The organism is Nocardioides sp., from assembly GCF_035481145.1.
GTDB lineage: Bacteria > Actinomycetota > Actinomycetes > Propionibacteriales > Nocardioidaceae > Nocardioides.
Map to the genome: position 1 here is coordinate 1 of NZ_DATIHB010000060.1, position 2,753 is coordinate 2,753.

Genomic DNA, 2,753 nt, shown 5'->3' on the forward strand with positions numbered 1-2,753 from the left:
GTGCTGACCTGTGGATCAGAACTCAGGCTCGCGGTGTTCAGTGCTTGAGGATCTTGCCGAGGAAGTCCTGGGCACGGTCGGTCTGCGGGTGGGTGAAGAACTCCTCGGGCGTGTTCTCCTCGACGATCGCGCCGTCGGACATGAAGACCACCCGGTGTGCCGCCGTACGCGCGAAGCCCATCTCGTGGGTGACGACGACCATGGTCATGCCCTGCTCGGCCAGGGACACCATGACGTCCAAGACCTCCTTGATCATCTCCGGGTCGAGCGCCGAGGTCGGCTCGTCGAAGAGCATCACCTTCGGGTCCATCGCCAGCGCGCGGGCGATGGCGACGCGCTGCTGCTGGCCGCCGGAGAGCTGGGCGGGGTACTTCGCCGCCTGGTGCCCGACGCCGACGCGGTCGAGCAGCTCCTTCGCGCGCTTCTCGGCGTCCGCCTTCTTCATGTTGCGGACCTTGATCGGGCCGAGGGTGACGTTCTCGAGGATCGTCTTGTGGGCGAAGAGGTTGAAGCTCTGGAAGACCATGCCGACCTCGGCGCGCAGGGCGGCGAGCTGCTTGCCCTCGGCCGGCAGCGGCTGGCCGTCGAGACTGATGGTCCCGGAGTCGATCGTCTCGAGGCGGTTGATGGTGCGGCAGAGCGTCGACTTGCCGGATCCCGACGGGCCGATCACCACGACGACCTCGCCGCGCTTGATCGTCAGGTCGATGTCCTTGAGGGCCTGCATCTGCCCGAAGTACTTGTTGACGTCCTCCAGGACGACGAGGGGCTCACCCCGGCCGGCTGCTGCCGGTTGTTCTTCCAGCACAGTCATTCGAGCAAGGTATCGACAATCGCCTCACGCTGCTACGGACTCACCGGAGGACGGGGGCATCGCTGTCGAATCGTGATCCGCCGCAACGACGGCGACCAGGGGCCAGGGTGCGGACCAGTCGGAGCTCGCCACGCCCGTGGCTGCGGGGAGGGCGAACCCGACGACCTCACCGGCGGTGGCCCACCAGAACCACCGTCGCCAGACCCGGTTGGTCGTCATCGTCGCCCTCCCGTGGTCACGATCCTTCCGCTGCGCGCCACCGCGGAGCAGGGGCCAAGGACCCGACCGGCGCCAGACCTTGGGCACTGACCGGGTTGGTCCGCCGGGAGGAAACTGGATGGTGGAGGCGAGGACGATGACGGTGCTCGATCGGGGACCCACGCGGATCCAGCAGGCTGTACGGCGTCCGCCGACGCTGACCACCGCGGTGGGCGGTTTCTTCACGTGCATGGGCGGCATCCACGTCGGGATCGTGGCGGCCGATCCGGAGACCTACCGATCCTTCGGGGAACCGGCGTTCTTCGGGTTCGTGCGCGAGGGCTGGGCGGACGTGTTCATGGCCGATCCGCGGTTCTGGGGGCTGCTCCTGGCGGCGGCCGAGATCACGGTCGGCGTGCTGCTCCTGGTGGGTGGCCGGGCTGCCCGGGTGGGGTGGGCGCTGACGGTCGTGTTCCAGCTGTTGCTGATGCTGTTCGGCTTCTGGATCTGGGCGTGGTGCCTGCCGGCGATCGCGTTCCTCGTGTGGGCTGCGCGGCGCGACTGGCCACGGCTGGAGCGGCCACCCGCGACGTGAGCGGGGACACGCGCGACACTGGTTTCGGGTGCCTCGTCGCTGGGCACTTCGCACGTCATCGATCCATCGGAGGTTTTCAGCATGGTGCGGCACGACATCGTCGGAGGGCTGGCAGAGCTCGCGGTGGGAGCCGCCAAGAAGCCGTTCGGGGTCGCCGGGTATGCCTTCGGCCTCGTCAAGGGGACGGTCAGCGCCGGGGCCCAGGTCGCCTGGGACGCGGCGTCCCTGCTGCGCGACGCCGGTCCGGGTCCGACGGGGACCGGGGCGACGACGCCCGGGCCCCCGGTGCCCGAGGACCCGGCACCCGGAGGGTCGATTTCGCGAGAGCCGACCTCGCGAGAGCAGGCGGCGGACCAGCCTCAGGTGGTGCTGCGCGAGCCCGGTCCGCCCCCGGAGCCGCCCGTCGACGTCGTCGAGCAGGCGATCGCAGCCGAGGAGGAGGACGCGCCGCCCACGGCGGCCGACGAGATGCTCGCCGACCTCAACGCCTCGCCCGCGGACTCGCAGGGAGCCAGCGGCCACACCACGGGCGCCCCGCTGGCCGACCCGGCCCAGGTGGCCGAGGTGCTGGCGCAGAAGCAGGTCGGTGACGCGGCGTCCGACCCGGACAAGGGCTGACCGAGCAGGGGCCGGTCCCGACCAGGGCTGGTCCCGGGGCCGGCCTCGCGTTTCGTGGCGCCGCGCGCTCCGCCGTACCCTTGTGGCGCCATGACTGCAGCACCGATCGACCATCAGCGCACCTACGAGGTCCGCACCTACGGGTGCCAGATGAACGTCCACGACTCCGAGCGGCTCACCGGGCTGCTGGAGGAGGCAGGCTATGTCGCCCCCGACGAGGGGCAGCAGGCCGACGTGGTCGTGTTCAACACCTGCGCGGTGCGGGAGAACGCGGACAACAAGCTCTACGGCAACCTCGGCCACCTCGCGCCCGTCAAGGCGAGGAAGCCCGACCTGCAGATCGCCGTCGGTGGCTGCATGGCGCAGAAGGACCGCGACACGATCCTGAAGAGGGCGCCGTGGGTCGACGTCGTCTTCGGCACCCACAACATCGGCTCGCTGCCGGCGCTCCTCGACCGGGCGCGTTCCCAGCAGGAGGCGCAGGTCGAGATCCTCGAGTCGCTCGACGTCTTCCCCTCCACCCTGCCG

The 2,753-nt window shown here is 70.0% G+C and carries 3 protein-coding genes and 1 pseudogene; 3 read left to right on the forward strand and 1 reads right to left on the reverse strand.

Annotation, left to right across the window (positions count from 1 at the left end):
• Nucleotides 1-37: 37 nt before the first annotated feature.
• Nucleotides 38-727: an amino acid ABC transporter ATP-binding protein gene (locus VLF38_RS04805; RefSeq protein ID WP_414689364.1), complete on the reverse strand. Its 690-nt coding sequence runs from the start codon at nt 725-727 to the stop codon at nt 38-40.
• A 442-nt stretch (nt 728-1,169) separates the two neighbouring features.
• Here VLF38_RS04805 and VLF38_RS04810 point away from each other — a divergent pair, with 442 nt between their 5' ends.
• The 3 genes and pseudogenes from VLF38_RS04810 to VLF38_RS04820 all read left to right on the forward strand — a co-directional run.
• Nucleotides 1,170-1,607, forward strand: coding sequence for a hypothetical protein (locus VLF38_RS04810; protein WP_325270147.1), 438 nt, complete (start codon nt 1,170-1,172; stop codon nt 1,605-1,607).
• Nucleotides 1,608-1,688: 81 nt separating this feature from the next.
• Entirely contained in the window at nt 1,689-2,225 is a 537-nt protein-coding gene (locus VLF38_RS04815) for a hypothetical protein (RefSeq protein ID WP_325270148.1), read from the forward strand.
• A 90-nt stretch (nt 2,226-2,315) separates the two neighbouring features.
• Nucleotides 2,316-2,753, forward strand: a pseudogene (locus VLF38_RS04820) (tRNA (N6-isopentenyl adenosine(37)-C2)-methylthiotransferase MiaB); the annotation flags it as partial.